This window comes from Streptomyces sp. NBC_01275 (assembly GCF_026340655.1).
Lineage (GTDB): Bacteria > Actinomycetota > Actinomycetes > Streptomycetales > Streptomycetaceae > Streptomyces.
Genome location: NZ_JAPEOZ010000001.1, coordinates 1,507,819 through 1,522,585, shown reverse-complemented (window position 1 = coordinate 1,522,585; position 14,767 = coordinate 1,507,819). Strand labels below are relative to the sequence as shown.

Below are 14,767 nucleotides of genomic sequence, written 5' to 3'. Positions count from 1 at the left end.
TCATGAGGCTTCAAGAGGACACAGAGATGTACAAGTTCTTCTTCCGTCTGGTTTTCCGACGGATGGACCCCGAGCAGGCGCACCACCTGGCCTTCCGCTGGATCCGGCTCGCCGTCCGCGTCCCGGTGCTGCGCACGTTCGTCGCGGCCGCGCTCGCCCCCCGCCACAAGGAGCTGCGCACCGAGGCCTTCGGACTGCGCATGCACGGCCCGTTCGGGCTCGCCGCAGGCTTCGACAAGAACGCCGTCGCGATCGACGGCATGGCGATGCTCGGCTTCGACCACGTCGAGATCGGCACGGTCACCGGGGAGCCGCAGCCCGGCAACCCCAAGAAGCGGCTGTTCCGGCTCGTGAAGGACCGGGCGCTCATCAACCGCATGGGCTTCAACAACGAGGGCTCGCTGGCCGTCGCGGCCCGCCTGGCCTCCCGTGAGGCCGTCTTCAGGACCGTCGTGGGCGTCAACATCGGCAAGACCAAGGTCGTGCCGGAGGACGAGGCCGTCGGCGACTACGTGAAGTCGACCGAGCGGCTCGCGCCGTACGCCGACTATCTCGTCGTGAACGTCTCGTCCCCGAACACGCCCGGCCTGCGCAACCTGCAGGCGGTGGACCATCTGCGGCCGCTGCTGAGCGCCGTCCGGGAGGCCGCCGACCGTGCGGTGACCTCGCGCCGGGTCCCGCTGCTCGTGAAGATCGCCCCGGACCTGGCCGACGAGGACGTCGACGCCGTCGCCGACCTGGCCGTGGAGCTCGGTCTGGACGGGATCATCGCCACGAACACCACCATCGCGCGCGAGAGCCTCGGTCTGACTTCCGAACCCTCGCTGGTGAAGGAGGTCGGCGGTCTGTCGGGGGCGCCGCTGAAGGCGCGCTCCCTGGAGGTGCTGCGTCGCCTCTACGCGCGTGTGGGCGACCGGATCACCCTCGTGGGCGTGGGCGGCGTCGAGAACGCGGAGGACGCCTGGCAGCGCATCCTGGCCGGCGCCACGCTGGTCCAGGGCTACAGCGCCTTCATCTACGAGGGGCCCTTCTGGGGCCGCGCGATCCACAAGGGCCTCGCCGCCCGCCTGCGCACGAGCCCGTACGCCACCCTCGCCGACGCGGTCGGCGCCGACGTGAGGAAGACGGCATGAGTCTGGAGCCCTTCGGCGCACGGCTGCGCCGTGTCATGGACGAGCGCGGCCCGCTGTGCGTCGGCATCGATCCGCATGCCGCCCTGCTCGCCGAGTGGGGGCTGAACGACGACGTGGCCGGTCTGGAGCGGTTCAGCCGCACGGTCGTCGAGGCCCTGGCCGGCCGGGTCGCCGTCCTGAAGCCGCAGAGCGCCTTCTTCGAGCGCTTCGGCTCGCGCGGGATCGCGGTGCTGGAGACGTCGGTGCAGGAGGCCCGGGCGGCCGGCGCGCTGGTCGTGATGGACGCCAAGCGCGGCGACATCGGCTCGACCATGGCCGCGTACGCCGAGTCCTTCCTGCACAAGGACGCCCCGCTGTTCTCCGACGCCCTCACCGTCTCGCCGTACCTCGGCTACGGGTCCCTGTCGCCGGCGGTCGCGCTGGCGCGCGAGAGCGGCGCCGGGCTGTTCGTGCTGGCGCTGACCTCCAACCCGGAGGGCGGCGAGGTGCAGCACGCGGTGCGCGCGGACGGGCGGAACGTGGGCGCGACGATGCTGGCGCACCTGGCGGCCGAGAACGCGGGGGAGGAGCCGCTGGGCTCCTTCGGGGCGGTCGTCGGCGCCACGCTGGGCGATCTGTCGGCGTACGACCTCGACGTCAACGGTCCGCTCCTGGCCCCCGGCATCGGCGCCCAGGGGGCGACCCCGGCCGATCTGCCCCGGGTGTTCGGGTCGGCGGTGCGCAATGTCGTGCCGAACGTCAGCCGCGGTGTGCTCCGGCACGGTCCCGACGTGGTCGCGCTGCGTGACGCCGCGGATCGGTTCGCGCAGGAGGTCCGGGCCGCTGTGGCGGCCGGCTGAGGGCGTCGGGCCGCCCGGTCCGGACCTTCCGCGGACGGTCCGGGGTGCGCCTGAGTCTGAATACATCCTCAAATCTCGGGCACTATGCCCTAAATGTCCGGCCTGACGGAGGCTGACCAGGACTTTTCCGCTGTTCTCGCTGACTCCGGCGGAGTTGGCCGCTAGTCTCCGACGGAGAGTGAACGGGCAAGCGTGTTGCTCGTGGCTCACCGCGTGTGGGGCTACTAGGTTCCTCACCGGTCCGTATCCGACAGTTCGACATCCGAGGTGACGTAGGCGTGGCTCTTCCGCCCCTTACCCCCGAACAGCGCGCAGCCGCGCTCGAAAAGGCCGCCGCGGCTCGCCGGGAGCGGGCCGAGGTCAAGAATCGACTCAAGCACTCCGGCGCCTCTCTTCACGAGGTCATCAAGCAGGGTCAGGAAAACGACGTCATCGGCAAGATGAAGGTCTCCGCCCTGCTGGAGTCGCTGCCCGGCGTCGGCAAGGTCCGTGCCAAGCAGATCATGGAGCGACTCGGCATCTCCGAGAGCCGCCGTGTGCGTGGTCTCGGCTCCAACCAGATCGCCTCGCTGGAGCGTGAGTTCGGCAGCACCGGCTCCTGATCCCCCGCCCTGGCGGGAAGGGAGTCCCGGGCACTCCGGGATTGCTGGAATAATCGCTGCATGGCTGCAACATTCCGGGGGACGACCCCCGAGCCCCCGGACGTACGTCCGCGGCTGACCGTGCTCTCCGGCCCCTCCGGGGTCGGCAAGAGCACGGTCGTCGCCCATATGCGCAAGGAACACCCCGAGGTCTGGCTCTCGGTGTCGGCGACGACCCGTAGGCCCCGCCCCGGAGAGAAGCACGGAGTCCACTATTTCTTCGTCTCCGACGACGAGATGGACAAGCTGATCGCCAACGGCGAGCTGCTTGAGTGGGCCGAGTTCGCGGGCAACCGCTATGGCACGCCTCGAGCCGCTGTGCTGCAGCGCCTCGAGGCCGGCGAGCCGGTCCTCCTGGAGATCGACCTCCAGGGCGCCCGGCAGGTCCGCGAGTCCATGGCCGAGGCCCGGCTGGTGTTCCTGGCTCCTCCCTCCTGGGAGGAACTGGTGCGCAGACTCACTGGGCGGGGCACCGAGCCGCCCGAGGTCATCGAGCGCCGCCTGGCGGCGGCGAAGATCGAACTGGCGGCCGAGCCGGAGTTCGACGTGACCCTGGTCAACACCTCCGTCGAGGACGTGGCGCGCGAGCTGCTAGCCTTGGTGGATGTTGTGTGATCACGAGTTATGTGATCACGACCGTTTTTTCCCATCCATCGGAAGGTAGAGCGTGTCCTCTTCCATCTCCGCGCCCGAGGGCATCATCAACCCGCCGATCGACGAGCTCCTCGAGGCCACCGACTCGAAGTACAGCCTCGTGATCTACGCGGCCAAGCGGGCCCGCCAGATCAACGCGTACTACTCGCAGCTCGGCGAGGGCCTCCTCGAGTACGTCGGTCCGCTCGTGGACACCCACGTCCACGAGAAGCCGCTCTCGATCGCCCTGCGCGAGATCAACGCGGGGCTGCTGACGTCCGAGGCCATTGAGGGCCCGGCGCAGTAATATTTTCTGCTTGCAGTTGGTTTGTCCACAGGCCCGGCAGCGCGACTGCCGGGCCTGTGGTCTGCTCGGGGGTGCGGGGGTCGTCCCCCGCGATGGTGCAGCATGAACCCGTACGCCGGGTGCCGAGGCGTACGTTTTCCGAGCTCGGGGAGAGACGGTGGACAAGCCGAAGGTCGTGCTGGGCGTCAGTGGGGGCATCGCCGCCTACAAGGCCTGTGAGCTGCTGCGCAGACTGAGCGAGTCGGGGCATGACGTCAGGGTCGTCCCCACCGCGTCCGCGCTGCATTTCGTGGGCGCCGCCACCTGGTCCGCCCTCTCCGGCCACCCCGTCTCCACCGAGGTCTGGGACGACGTGCACGAGGTCCCGCACGTCCGCATCGGCCAGCACGCCGACCTGGTGGTCGTCGCCCCGGCCACCGCCGACCTGCTCGCCAAGGCCGCCCACGGCCTCGCCGACGACCTCCTCACCAACACCCTCCTCACCGCCCGCTGTCCGGTGGTCTTCGCCCCCGCCATGCACACGGAGATGTGGGAACACCCGGCCACCCGGGAGAACGTGGCGACGCTGCGCCGCCGCGGCGCCGTCGTCGTGGAACCGGCGGTCGGCCGCCTCACCGGCGTCGACACGGGCAAGGGCCGGCTGCCCGACCCCGCCGAGATCTTCGAGGTCTGTCGCCGCGTCCTGGCCAGGGGTGTGCGCGAGCCCGATCTCGCCGGCCGGCATGTCGTGGTCAGCGCCGGCGGCACCCGCGAGCCCCTCGACCCGGTCCGCTTCCTCGGCAACCGCTCCTCCGGCAAGCAGGGTTACGCCCTCGCCCGCACCGCCGCCGCCCGCGGCGCCCGGGTCACGCTGGTCGCGGCGAACACCGGCCTGAGCGACCCCGCGGGCGTGGACGTCGTCCAGGTCGGCACGGCGGTGCAGCTGCGCGAGGCGGTCCTCAAGGCGGCCGCGGACGCCGACGCGGTCGTCATGGCCGCCGCCGTGGCCGACTTCCGCCCGGCGGCCTACGCCTCCGGCAAGATCAAGAAGAAGGACGGCCAGGAGCCCGAGCCCCTCGTGCTCGTACGGAATCCGGACATCCTCGCGGAGATCTCCGCCGACCGCGCCCGCCCCGGCCAGGTGGTCGTCGGGTTCGCCGCGGAGACGGACGACGTCCTGGCCAACGGCCGGGCGAAGTTGCGTCGCAAAGGGTGCGACCTGCTGGTGGTGAACGAGGTGGGGGAGCGTAAGACGTTTGGCTCAGAGGAGAACGAGGCGCTTGTGCTGGGGGCCGACGGCAGTGAGACGCCGGTGCCGCACGGACCCAAGGAAGCGTTGGCCGAAATCGTGTGGGACCTGGTGACGTCCCGCCTGACCTGAGTGTTTGATGCGCTTCGCCGTTCGCTCGAACCCTGCTCGATTCGGGCGTGGCGACCCTGGCCAACGGCATGCGGCATTGGGCAGAATGCCGTGTGCCGCAGGTCACAGCGCTCCCGAGAGGCGAGACAGATGACCCCGTGGTCGAGCGCGACCGATAAACTGTTCTCGGACGACGCCGGGCGCAGCTCCCGTCGCGTCCGCCAATGATCAGCCAGCAGCCGCTGCAACCCCAGGGAGCGTTGTGTCCCGTCGCCTTTTCACTTCGGAGTCTGTGACCGAGGGTCACCCCGACAAGATCGCTGACCAGATCAGCGACACCATCCTCGACGCCCTGCTGCGTGAGGACCCGACGTCCCGGGTCGCCGTCGAGACCCTGATCACGACCGGTCTGGTGCACGTGGCCGGTGAGGTCACCACGAAGGCCTACGCGCCGATCCCCCAGCTCGTGCGCGACAAGATCCTCGAGATCGGCTACGACTCCTCCAAGAAGGGCTTCGACGGCGCCTCCTGCGGCGTGTCGGTGTCCATCGGCGCGCAGTCCCCGGACATCGCGCAGGGCGTCGACACGGCGTACGAGAACCGCGTCGAGGGCGACGACGACGAACTGGACCGTCAGGGCGCCGGCGACCAGGGCCTGATGTTCGGCTACGCCTCCGACGAGACGCCGACCCTGATGCCGCTGCCGATCTTCCTGGCGCACCGCCTGTCCAAGCGCCTCTCGGACGTCCGCAAGAACGGGACGATCCCCTACCTGCGCCCCGACGGCAAGACCCAGGTCACCATCGAGTACGACGGCGACAAGGCCGTCCGCCTCGACACGGTCGTCGTCTCCTCGCAGCACGCCTCCGACATCGACCTGGACTCCCTGCTGGCCCCCGACATCCGCGAGTTCGTCGTGGAGCCGGAGCTCAAGGCGCTCCTGGACGAGGGCATCAAGCTCGACACCGACAACTACCGCCTGCTGGTGAACCCGACCGGCCGCTTCGAGATCGGCGGCCCGATGGGCGACGCCGGCCTCACCGGCCGCAAGATCATCATCGACACCTACGGCGGCTTCGCCCGCCACGGCGGCGGCGCGTTCTCCGGCAAGGACCCGTCCAAGGTCGACCGCTCGGCCGCGTACGCGATGCGCTGGGTCGCCAAGAACGTCGTCGCCGCGGGCCTCGCCGCGCGCTGCGAGGTCCAGGTCGCCTACGCGATCGGCAAGGCCGAGCCGGTGGGCCTGTTCGTCGAGACCTTCGGCACCGCGAAGGTCGACGCCGAGAAGATCGAGAAGGCCATCGACGAGGTCTTCGACCTCCGCCCGGCCGCGATCATCCGCGACCTCGACCTGCTGCGCCCGATCTACGCCCAGACCGCCGCGTACGGTCACTTCGGCCGCGAGCTGCCCGACTTCACGTGGGAGCGCACGGACCGGGTGGACGCGCTGCGCAAGGCCGCGGGGCTGTAGGTCCTCGCTTCGTCAAGTCCTCGCTTCATCGACACCAGGGCCCGGTCTCCTCACGGAGGCCGGGCCCTGGTGTCGTGCGACCAGGTCCTTGCGGCTCCGTCCCGGAGCGGCTCGGGGAAGGGGCCGTTGTCAGTGGCGTTTGGTAAGAATGCAGGCGTGAGCAGCGAGAACGGGCAGGGGGGCGTCGGCGGGGCCGGAGAAGGGGCGCCGCCGGAGCAGCTCGCGCTGATCCGGGAGAGCGTGCGCCAGGCCAAGGCGCCCCGGGCCAAGCCGCGCACCTGGCGGGGGGCCGCGCTGGCCGAGGAGCTGCCGGTCGCGCGGGTGCTCGTCGACAAGGGCGTGCTGCATCTGGACCGGTACTTCGACTACGCGGTGCCCGCTGAGCTGGACGCCGACGCACAGCCGGGGGTGCGGGTGCGGGTGCGGTTCGGGGCCGGACGCGGGCGGGTGCGGGACGGGCGGCGCGAGGGCGGGGGGCTCATCGACGGGTTCCTCGTCGAGCGGCTCGCCGCGTCGGACTACTCCGGGCCGCTCGCGGCGCTCGCCCAGGTGGTGTCGTCCGAGCCCGTGCTGAGCCCGGAGCTGCTGGGGCTGGCGCGGGCCGTCGCCGACCGGTACGCGGGCAGCCTCGCGGACGTGCTCCAGCTCGCCGTGCCGCCGCGCAACGCGCGCGCCGAGCAGCGGCCCTCGCCCGCGCCGCTGCCGCCGCCGGGGCCGCCGGAGGCCGGGTCGTGGGGGCGGTACGAGCGTGGGGGCGCGTTTGTGGAGTCGCTGGCGTCGGGGGGCTCGCCGCGCGCCGTGTGGAACGCGCTGCCCGGGCCCGAGTGGAGCGCGGAGCTGGCGCGGGCCGTCGCCGCGACGCTCGCCTCGGGACGCGGGGCCCTCGTCGTCGTACCGGACGGGCGGGCCGCCGCGCGGGTGGACGCGGCGCTGACGGAGCTGCTCGGGGAGGGCCGGCACGCGCTGCTCACCGCCGACGCCGGGCCCGAGAAGCGGTATCGGGAGTGGCTCGCCGTGCGGCGCGGGTCGGTGCGGGCGGTCGTCGGGACCCGGGCTGCCATGTTCGCGCCCGTGCAGGACCTCGGTCTGGTCGCCCTCTGGGACGACGGGGACGACAGCCACAGCGAGCAGCACGCGCCGCAGCCGCATGCGCGGGAGGTGCTGTTGCTGCGGGCCGCGCAGGACAAGTGCGGCTTCCTGATGGGCGGTTGGAGCTTCACCGTGGAGGGCGCGCAGCTCGTCGAGAGCGGATGGGCCCGGCCGCTCGTCGCCGCGCGGGAGCAGGTGCGGCAGGCCGCTCCGCTGGTGCGGACCGTGGGGGACCAGGATCTGGCGCGGGACGAGGCCGCCCGGGCGGCCCGGCTGCCCTCCCTCGCCTGGCAGGCGGTCCGGGAGGGGCTGCGGCACGGGCCGGTGCTCGTGCAGGTGCCCCGCCGGGGGTATGTGCCGCGGATGGCGTGTGCCCAGTGCCGGGCCGCCGCCCGGTGCCGGCACTGTTCCGGGCCGTTGGAGGCGCGGGACGAGGGCGCGTTGTGGTGCGGGTGGTGCGGGCGGGAGGAGAGCGCCTGGCACTGCCCGGAGTGCGGGTCCTTCCGGCTGCGGGCGCAGATCGTGGGGGCGCGGCGCACCGCCGAGGAGCTGGGGCGGGCGTTTCCGGCCGTTCCCGTGCGGACCTCGGGGCGCGAGCAGGTGCTGGACACGGTGTCCGGGGCGCCCGCGCTGGTCGTGAGCACACCGGGGGCCGAGCCCGTCGCCGAGGGCGGGTACGCGGCGGCGCTGCTGCTCGACGGCTGGGCCATGCTCGGACGGCCCGACCTGCGGGCCGGGGAGGACGCGCTGCGCCGATGGCTGGCGGCCGCCGCGCTCGTACGGCCGCAGGAGGGCGGCGGGACCGTGGTGATCGTCGCCGAGCCGACCCTGCGGCCCGTGCAGGCGCTGGTGCGGTGGGATCCCGTCGGGCACGCGGTGCGGGAGCTGGCCGAGCGGGCCGAGCTGGGGTTCCCGCCGGTGTCCCGGATGGCCGCGGTGTCGGGGACGGGGGAGGCGGTGGCCGCGTTCCTGGGGGCGGTCGAGATGCCTGGGGAGGCGGAGGTGCTGGGGCCGGTCCCGGTGCCGGACACTCCCGCGGGGCGGCCTCGGCGGCCGGGTGCGCCGCCGCCGGGGGAGCACTGGGAGCGGGCGCTGATCCGGGTGCCGCCGGGGCGGGGCGCGGCGCTGGCCGCCGCCTTGAAGGCGGCACAGGCGGCCCGGATGGCCCGGGGCGGGGACGAGGCGGCACGGGTTCGGGTGCGGATCGATCCGCCGGACATCGGGTGAGCGGGGTCGTCGGACGCTGGGGAGTGGGTCCCGCGTGAGGCTGCCGGGTGCTGGCCCGGTGGCCCGGTGGCCCGGTGGCCCGGTGGCCCGGTGGCCCGGTGGCCCGGTGGCCCGGTGGCCGGGGCCGGTAGCGGGTGGCGATCGGCGTTGGCGATCGGCGGTGGCGATCAGCGGTGGTGGTGGCGGGTGGTGATCAGCGGCTGTTGGCGGTGGCGGATGTCAGCCGGCGGCGGCCGGTGGCGGTGGAGGGTGCAGGGCGGGCCGGGTCAGTGGTGGGTGGTGATCAGCGGCCGTTGGCGGCGGATGCCGGCCGACGGCGTTCAGCGGTAGTGGCCGGTGCCGGCCGACGGCGGTCGGTGGTGGTGGCGGGGTGCCGGATGGCGGCCGTCGGTTTCGGTGGGGGTGCGGGGTGGCATGCGATTGCCCTCTCGGGAGGGGCCGAGAGGGCAGGTGGGGTGGTGCGGGCGCTGGTGTGGGTCAGCCGCTGCGCGGGCCGGGGAAGGCGGTCGGTCTGGCCTCTTCGCGCAGGACCGGGCTGCCGGCCGTCGGCTGGGTAGGCATGGAACGGGCGGCGGGGACCGTCGGAACGGTCGGGAGGGCGGTGCTCACGCTGACCGGGCGGGCGCCGGCCGGCTCCGTCGGCCGCTCGGCCTCGGGGGTCGCCTGGGCCGCGGCGCGGCGGGCGCCGTAGCGACGGTGGACCGCCTGCTTGGTGACCCCGAGCGCGGAGCCCACCGCGTCCCACGAGAAGCCGAGCGAACGGTCGAAGTCCACCGCCGCGGTGACCAGCGTCTCGACGCTGTCCCGCAGCTCCTGGGCGAGGCGGACGGTCGGGGCGGGGGCGCGTCCGTAGACGACGAAGCCCGTGGCGGGGCCGGAGCGGCGCGGGCGGTAGACGTTGCCCAGCTGGGCGGTGAGGGTGCGCAGCGCGTCCACCTGCCGGCGGACCCGCTCGATGTCCCGCACCAGCAAGTGCAGGCTGGCCCGGGCCTGGGCGTCGTGGGTTGCATGGTCGGCCATGAACAAGCCTCTCGAACCGGCGTTGAAGAGATAAGGGTCGGGCCGCGGTGGGACGCGGTCCGGTGTGGTCAACTCTTTCTTGACCAACGCGGGTGCGCTCCGCTGGTCACGGTGTGGGGGCGTATGGGCATATGCGTACGCCCCCTGGGCCGGGGTGTACGCGATGCGGTCGGACAGGCGTCGGACAGGCGTCGGACGGGGACCGGACGGGGCGCGACCGGATGGGGATCCGACGGGGATCCGACGGGAAAGCGGGGTTCTCCCGTGATGCGCACCGCCGTCGGCGGACGTCCCACCCGTCGTCATAAACTTGTGTGTTGCCCGCCGTCCGTCCCGCCCGAGAGGCCCCGCCCACTCATGAAGCTCGTCTTCGCCGGTACCCCCGAGGTCGCCGTTCCCGCCCTGGACGCTCTGCTCGCCTCCGGGCGGCACGAGGTGGCCGCCGTCGTCACGCGGCCCGACGCGCCGGCCGGGCGGGGGCGGAGGCTGGTCGCGTCCCCCGTCGCCCAGCGGGCCGAGGAGGCAGGCATCGAGGTGCTGAGGCCGGGCAGGCCCCGGGACCCGGAGTTCCTGGAGCGGCTGAAGGAGATCGCGCCCGACTGCTGTCCCGTCGTCGCCTACGGGGCGCTGCTTCCCAAGGCGGCCCTGGACATCCCGGCCCACGGCTGGGTCAATCTGCACTTCTCGCTGCTGCCCGCCTGGCGTGGGGCCGCGCCCGTGCAGCACTCCGTCATGGCCGGTGACGAGATCACCGGCGCCTCCACCTTCCTCATCGAGGAGGGGCTCGACTCCGGGCCGGTCTACGGGACGGTCACCGAGGTGATCCGGCCCACCGACACCAGCGGCGACCTGCTCACCCGGCTCGCCTTCGCCGGCGCGGGGCTGCTCGCCGCGACCGTGGACGGGATCGAGGACGGCAGCCTGAAGGCCGTACCGCAGCCGGGCGAGGGGATCACCCTCGCGCCCAAGATCACCGTCGAGGACGCCCAGGTCGACTGGGCCACGCCCGCCCTGCGCGTCGACCGCGTGGTGCGCGGATGCACCCCGGCCCCCGGCGCCTGGACCGTCTTCCGCGGCGAGCGGCTCAAGCTCATCCAGGTCCAGCCGGTCCCCGACCGCACCGACCTCGCCCCCGGCGCGCTCTCCGTCGGCAAGAACAGCGTGCACATCGGCACCGGCTCGTACGCCGTCGAGCTGCTGTGGGTGCAGGCGCAGGGCAAGAAGCCGATGCGGGCGGCGGACTGGGCGCGGGGCGTCCGGATCGGGGAGCAGGAGATCCTCGGGGCGTAACGCTCCTGCGGCCGTCCGCGGCCGCCACTGCAGCCGTCCGTGGTCGTCCGCAGCCGTCCGCGGCCGCTCCCGCGCACGTCAGGGCTTGCCCGAGCGCACGTCAGGGACTGCCAGGGCTTGCTCGGGCGGCCGTACCGACACACCGGCGTATCGATGGACCGACGTACGCTGGACGCACCTTCCCTCCTGTAATCCGGAGCACCTTTTCGTGAGTGAGCAGCCCCGCCGTTCCCGCCCGTCCGGCAAGCCCTACCGTCGGCCCCAGAAGGACCCCGTCCGCATCCTCGCCTTCGAGGCGCTGCGGGCGGTGGACGAGCGGGACGCGTACGCCAACCTCGTGCTGCCGCCGCTGCTGCGCAAGGCGCGGGAGCAGGAGGGCCCCGACAAGTTCGACGCGCGGGACGCGGCGTTGGCCACCGAGCTGGTGTACGGGACGCTGCGGCGGCAGGGAACGTACGACGCCGTCATCGCCGCCTGTGTGGACCGGCCGCTGCGGGAGGTCGATCCGCCCGTGCTCGACGTGCTCAGCCTCGGGGCGCACCAGCTGCTCGGGACGCGGATTCCGACGCATGCCGCCGTGTCCGCCTCCGTGGAGCTGGCGCGGGTCGTGCTCGGGGACGGCCGGGCCAAGTTCGTCAACGCCGTGCTGCGCAAGATCGCCCAGCATGATCTCGACGGCTGGCTGGAGCAGGTCGCGCCGCCCTACGACGACGATCCCGAGGACCATCTCGCCGTCGTGCACTCGCACCCGCGCTGGATCGTCTCCGCGCTGTGGGACTCCCTCGGCGGCGGGCGGGCCGGCATCGAGGACCTGCTGGAGGCCGACAACGAGCGGCCCGAGGTGACGCTGGTCGCCCGGCCCGGACGATCCACGAGCGAGGAGCTGCTCCGGGAGGAGGCCGCCGTCGCGGGTCGCTGGTCGCCGTATGCCGTGCGGCTGGCCGAAGGCGGGGAGCCGGGCGCCGTCGACGCCGTGCGGGAGGGGCGGGCGGGGGTGCAGGACGAGGGAAGTCAGCTCGTGGCGCTGGCCCTCGCCAACGTGCCGATCGACGGACCGGACGAGAAGTGGCTCGACGGGTGCGCCGGGCCGGGTGGGAAGGCCGCGCTGCTCGCCGCCCTCGCCGCCCAGCGGGGGGCCACTCTCCTGGCCTCCGAGAAGCAGCCGCACCGGGCGGGTCTGGTGGCGAAGGCGCTGGCCGGCAACCCCGGGCCCTACCAGGTCATCGCCGCCGACGGAACGCGCCCGCCGTGGCGGCCCGGCTCCTTCGACCGTGTCCTGATGGACGTGCCCTGCACCGGCCTGGGCGCCCTGCGGCGGCGGCCCGAGGCGCGGTGGCGGCGCCGGCCGGAGGATCTGGACGGCTTCGCGCCGTTGCAGCGCGGGCTGCTGCGGACCGCGCTGGAGTCCGTGCGGGTCGGGGGCGTCGTCGGGTACGCCACCTGCTCGCCGCACCTCGCGGAGACCCGGGCCGTCGTCGCCGACCTGCTCAAGCAGTTCCCGCAGGCCGAGCTGATCGACGCCCGGCCCATGCTGCCCGGCGTGCCGGCGCTGGGCGAGGGGCCCGACGTACAGCTGTGGCCGCATGTGCATGGGACGGACGCGATGTATCTGGCGCTCATTCGGCGGACCGGCTGATCGGTTCCTCGGGCCGGGACGGTGTCTGCGCGCGGTCGTCGCCGGACAGGCGTCCCGGCCACCACACCTTGGGGCCCACGTCCAGGAACAGTGCTGTGACCAGCACCGATCGTACGATGAAGGTGTCCAGGAGGACGCCCAGGGCTACCGCGAAGCCGATCTCGGCGAAGGCGACCATGGGGAGGGTGCCGAGGGCGGCGAAGGTGCCCGCGAGGACCAGGCCGGCGGAGGTGATGACCGAGCCCGTCGCGGCGAGGCCGGTCAGCACACCGGCCCGGGTGCCCTGGTGGAGCGCCTCCTCGCGGATGCGGGTGGTCAGGAAGATGTTGTAGTCGATGCCCAGGGCCACCAGGAAGACGAAGACGAACAGCGGGAAGTCCGTCGACTCGCCCGCGTAGTCGAAGACGTGGCGGAAGGCCAGCGCGCTGATGCCGAGGGCCGCCGCGAAGGACAGGATCACCGTGCCGACCAGCAGCAACGGTGCGACGACCGCGCGCAGCAGGGCGCACAGGATCAGCAGGACCACCGCCAGGACCAGCGGGATGATCAGCCGGTTGTCGTGCGTGGTCGCCTTCTCCATGTCCAGCAGGGCCGCTGTGCCGCCGCCCACCTGGGCGTCGGCGTCGGGCACCGCGTGCACGGCGTCCCGGACCCGCTCGACGGTCCGTTTCGCCGCGTCGCTGTCCGCCGGGGCGGTCATGGTCGCCTCGAACAGCACCTTGCCGTCGTAGGCGGGCTTGGTGCCCGGCGGCAGGCCCAGGGACGTGGGCACGACCCCGTCCGTCGAGGCCACCACGAGGCCCACCCGTCGGGCCTGCGCCTGGTCGGAGATGATCACCAGCGGGTCGCCGCTGCCCGCCGCGAAGTACTTCGCGGACACCTCCTGGCCGGTGATCGAGTCGGGCTTGCCGGTGAAGGAGTCCGCGTTGCCGATGCCGTCCGCCCGCAGCTGGATCAGGCCCAGCGAGCAGACCGCCAGGACGAGCGCCGTCACGGCCCAGATCATCCGCGGACGGCGCGCGATGCCCTGGCCCGTGCGGGCCCAGACACCGCGCTCGCTCGGTTCGGGCGAGCCGAAGTGCGGGATCGCCGGCCAGAAGATCCAGCGGCCGCAGATCACCAGCAGGGCGGGGAACAGGGTCGTCATCACCAGCAGCGCGACCGCCACGCCGATCGCCGCGACCGGACCGAGACCGCTGGTGGAGTTCATCTCGGCGGCCAGCAGCACCAGCATGCTCAGCACGACCGTCGCGCCGGAGGCCAGTACCGCGGGGCCCGCCCGGTGCAGCGCCCGGGCCATCGCCTCGTGCCGGTCCTCGTGCCGGCGCAGCTCCTCCCGGTAGCGGGCGACGAGCAGCAGCGCGTAGTCCGTGCCCGCGCCGAACACCAGCACCGTGAGGATGCCGGCGCTCTGTCCGTTCACGGTCAGGCCCGCGTGCTCGGCCAGGAAGTAGATCAGCGCCTGCGCGGTGAACAGCGCGACCACCACGCCGAGCAGCGGCACCAGGAGCAGGGTGGGGCTGCGGTAGGTGATGAGGAGCATCACCACGACGACGGCCATCGCCGACAGCAGCAGGGTCGAGTCGATGCCCTCGAAGGCCTTGGAGAAGTCCGCGGAGGTGCCGCCGGGGCCGGTGATGTGCACGGCCAGCCCGGCGCCGCCCTTGCCGACGACGTCACGGATCGAGTCGACCGCGGGGGAGATCTGTTCCCAGCCCTTCTCGCCCATGGTGATCGGGACGTAGATCTGGGCGGCGCGGGGGTCGGCCGGGCGGTCGTAGACCGGGCCGCGGGTCTCGCCGCCCCGGATGCCGTGGTCGGTCAGCCTGCTGAGCTGGGCCGCGTCCTGGATGATCTGCGCGCGGTCCTGGGCCGTGAGGCCGCCGTCGCGGACGTACACGACGATCGCGGGGATCTGCTCGGGCCGGAAGTGCTCCGACGTCTGCAGGACCTGGGTGGACTCGGCCGATCCCGGCAGCCAGGAGGCCGCGTCGTTGTCCTCGGCGTCGGTCAGTTTCTGCGCGAAGGGCGCCGTCAGGAACAGCACCACCAGCCACAACGCCAGCACCAGCCACTTCGCCCGCCGTCCGCAGACCAGATGGCCGATGCCCTGCCGCCCGAGTTTCCCGGTCATAGCCGCCC

12 protein-coding genes are annotated in these 14,767 nt (G+C 72.9%); 10 read left to right on the top strand and 2 right to left on the bottom strand.

Translation table 11 applies throughout. The features are described from left to right. Window positions 1–26: 26 nt before the first annotated feature. From OG562_RS06405 to OG562_RS06370, 8 genes are all read left to right on the top strand, one after another. Complete coding sequence (locus tag OG562_RS06405; RefSeq protein ID WP_266394672.1) at window positions 27–1,133, top strand: quinone-dependent dihydroorotate dehydrogenase; 1,107 nt, start codon at window positions 27–29, stop codon at window positions 1,131–1,133. Beyond that, window positions 1,130–1,972, top strand: a complete 843-nt coding sequence (gene pyrF / locus OG562_RS06400; protein WP_266394671.1) for an orotidine-5'-phosphate decarboxylase — start codon at window positions 1,130–1,132, stop codon at window positions 1,970–1,972. The genes OG562_RS06405 and pyrF overlap by 4 nt, the downstream gene beginning before the upstream one ends. Before the next feature lie 278 nt (window positions 1,973–2,250). Further along, window positions 2,251–2,574 (top strand): integration host factor, encoded by a 324-nt coding sequence (locus OG562_RS06395; protein WP_003977346.1) that lies wholly within the window; start codon window positions 2,251–2,253, stop codon window positions 2,572–2,574. A gap of 60 nt (window positions 2,575–2,634) precedes the next feature. Then, on the top strand, window positions 2,635–3,228 hold the full coding sequence (gene gmk / locus OG562_RS06390) for a guanylate kinase (RefSeq protein ID WP_266394669.1): 594 nt from the start codon (window positions 2,635–2,637) through the stop codon (window positions 3,226–3,228). 52 nt (window positions 3,229–3,280) lie between these two features. Further along, window positions 3,281–3,553 carry a DNA-directed RNA polymerase subunit omega gene (rpoZ, locus tag OG562_RS06385; RefSeq protein ID WP_003977348.1) on the top strand — a complete coding sequence of 91 codons (273 nt, stop codon included), beginning with the start codon at window positions 3,281–3,283 and terminating at the stop codon, window positions 3,551–3,553. A gap of 157 nt (window positions 3,554–3,710) precedes the next feature. Further along, window positions 3,711–4,913, top strand: a complete 1,203-nt coding sequence (gene coaBC, locus OG562_RS06380; RefSeq protein WP_266394668.1) for a bifunctional phosphopantothenoylcysteine decarboxylase/phosphopantothenate--cysteine ligase CoaBC — start codon at window positions 3,711–3,713, stop codon at window positions 4,911–4,913. Between the two features lie 241 nt (window positions 4,914–5,154). Continuing rightward, entirely contained in the window at window positions 5,155–6,363 is a 1,209-nt protein-coding gene (gene metK, locus OG562_RS06375; protein ID WP_266394667.1) for a methionine adenosyltransferase, read from the top strand. Window positions 6,364–6,519: 156 nt separating this feature from the next. Continuing rightward, window positions 6,520–8,679, top strand: a complete 2,160-nt coding sequence (locus tag OG562_RS06370; RefSeq protein ID WP_266394666.1) for a primosomal protein N' — start codon at window positions 6,520–6,522, stop codon at window positions 8,677–8,679. Window positions 8,680–9,156: 477 nt separating this feature from the next. Here the strand turns inward: OG562_RS06370 and OG562_RS06365 are convergent, their stop codons facing one another. Then, window positions 9,157–9,699 carry a hypothetical protein gene (locus OG562_RS06365; protein WP_266394663.1) on the bottom strand — a complete coding sequence of 181 codons (543 nt, stop codon included), beginning with the start codon at window positions 9,697–9,699 and terminating at the stop codon, window positions 9,157–9,159. Between the two features lie 357 nt (window positions 9,700–10,056). Between OG562_RS06365 and fmt the strand changes: the two genes are divergently transcribed. Beyond that, window positions 10,057–10,989 (top strand): methionyl-tRNA formyltransferase, encoded by a 933-nt coding sequence (fmt, locus tag OG562_RS06360; RefSeq protein WP_266394660.1) that lies wholly within the window; start codon window positions 10,057–10,059, stop codon window positions 10,987–10,989. Between the two features lie 208 nt (window positions 10,990–11,197). Further along, window positions 11,198–12,625, top strand: a complete 1,428-nt coding sequence (locus OG562_RS06355) for an RsmB/NOP family class I SAM-dependent RNA methyltransferase (RefSeq protein ID WP_266394657.1) — start codon at window positions 11,198–11,200, stop codon at window positions 12,623–12,625. Here the strand turns inward: OG562_RS06355 and OG562_RS06350 are convergent. Then, complete coding sequence (locus tag OG562_RS06350; protein WP_266394654.1) at window positions 12,606–14,759, bottom strand: MMPL family transporter; 2,154 nt, start codon at window positions 14,757–14,759, stop codon at window positions 12,606–12,608. The two genes, OG562_RS06355 and OG562_RS06350, sit on opposite strands and share 20 nt — an antisense overlap. Between the last annotated feature and the right edge of the window lie 8 nt (window positions 14,760–14,767).

Excerpts from the sequence above, each read along its gene's own strand:
- OG562_RS06405 (WP_266394672.1), top strand. The coding sequence starts at position 27 with ATGTACAAGTTCTTCTTCCGTCTGGTTTTCCGACGGATGGACCCCGAG.
- OG562_RS06365 (WP_266394663.1), bottom strand. The coding sequence starts at position 9,699 with ATGGCCGACCATGCAACCCACGACGCCCAGGCCCGGGCCAGCCTGCAC.
- gmk (WP_266394669.1), top strand. The coding sequence starts at position 2,635 with ATGGCTGCAACATTCCGGGGGACGACCCCCGAGCCCCCGGACGTACGT.
- fmt (WP_266394660.1), top strand. The coding sequence starts at position 10,057 with ATGAAGCTCGTCTTCGCCGGTACCCCCGAGGTCGCCGTTCCCGCCCTG.
- pyrF (WP_266394671.1), top strand. The coding sequence starts at position 1,130 with ATGAGTCTGGAGCCCTTCGGCGCACGGCTGCGCCGTGTCATGGACGAG.
- OG562_RS06350 (WP_266394654.1), bottom strand. The coding sequence starts at position 14,759 with ATGACCGGGAAACTCGGGCGGCAGGGCATCGGCCATCTGGTCTGCGGA.